Annotated in this window: 1 protein-coding gene and 1 pseudogene; both read right to left on the reverse strand. The window is 33.9% G+C overall.

Annotated elements, in window-relative coordinates:
* Window positions 1-91, reverse strand: a pseudogene (locus ACTG3S_RS14505) (30S ribosomal protein S6); the annotation flags it as partial.
* Between the two features lie 94 nt (window positions 92-185).
* The coding region (ald, locus tag ACTG3S_RS14510) for an alanine dehydrogenase (protein ID WP_439130043.1) at window positions 186-1,217 on the reverse strand (1,032 nt) is incomplete at its 5' end.

Raw genomic sequence — 1,217 nt, forward strand, 5'->3', positions numbered from 1 at the left:
CCAAATAGTCCTCAAACTTTTGTACTGTTTCCTTTATCTGAGTATCAGATAAAACGGGATTCAAAATGAAAACAGTTTCGTAATGATTCATAATTAAATATTTATTGTTTATTTTATGGGTGCAAATATAGTAACTTTTTAATAATTACAGCTATCAATTTACAAATTGTTTAGCTGTATCCATTTTAAAGATCAAATGCTTCATTTATCTCTTTGTAAACTACTTTTCCTTTTACAATATTTAATCCTTTATTTAAAGACTCGTCTAAATCACACGCTTTTTCCCAACCTAAATTAGCAAGTCGTAAAATATAATTTAACGTAACGTTTGTTAATGCAATTGTTGATGTATAGGGTACAGCTCCAGGCATATTTGCAACACAATAATGCACAACATCATCTATAATATAGGTAGGATCTTGATGCGTGGTGGCTTTTGTAGTTTCGAAACATCCACCTTGGTCTACAGCAACATCTACTACAACTGTACCAGGTCTCATTTCTTTTAACATATCTCTGGTAATTAATTTTGGTGCTTTTCCGCCTTTTACCAAAACACCACCAATAATTAAATCATGTGTTTTTATGTGTTGTCTAATGGTATATTCGTTAGAAAATGCAGTAATTACATGATTTGGTAGAACATCATTCACATAACGCAAACGTTTCATATTAATATCCATAATGGTTACATGTGCGCCCAAACCAGCAGCCATTTTTGCAGCTTGTACACCAACCACACCAGCACCTAAAATTAAAACTTTTCCTGGGGCAACACCTGGCACACCACCTAATAAAATACCACGTCCCTTTATTGGTTTTTCTAAGTATTTTGCACCTTGTTGCACTGCCATTCTACCAGCCACCTCAGACATTGGTGTTAATAAAGGCAATGTACCTTCTGTATCTTCTACAGTTTCGTAAGCAATACAAATTGCCTTGCTTTTAAGCATTGCTTTTGTTAAAGCTTCGCTAGATGCAAAATGAAAATAGGTAAAAACAATTTGGTTTTCTTGTATTAAGGGATATTCTGATGCAATAGGTTCTTTTACCTTTACAATCATTTCGCTTTGTTTGTAAACATCTTCTATGGTTGGTAAAATTGTGGCACCAACCTCTATATAATGTTGGTCAAAAAAACCACTACCTTCTCCTGCTGTAGATTGAATGTAAACTGTGTGATTTCTTTTGGTGAGTTCAAAAACACCTGCAGGTGT

Origin of the sequence: Polaribacter sp. (genome assembly GCF_965656025.1) — a bacterium.
Classification (GTDB): domain Bacteria; phylum Bacteroidota; class Bacteroidia; order Flavobacteriales; family Flavobacteriaceae; genus Polaribacter.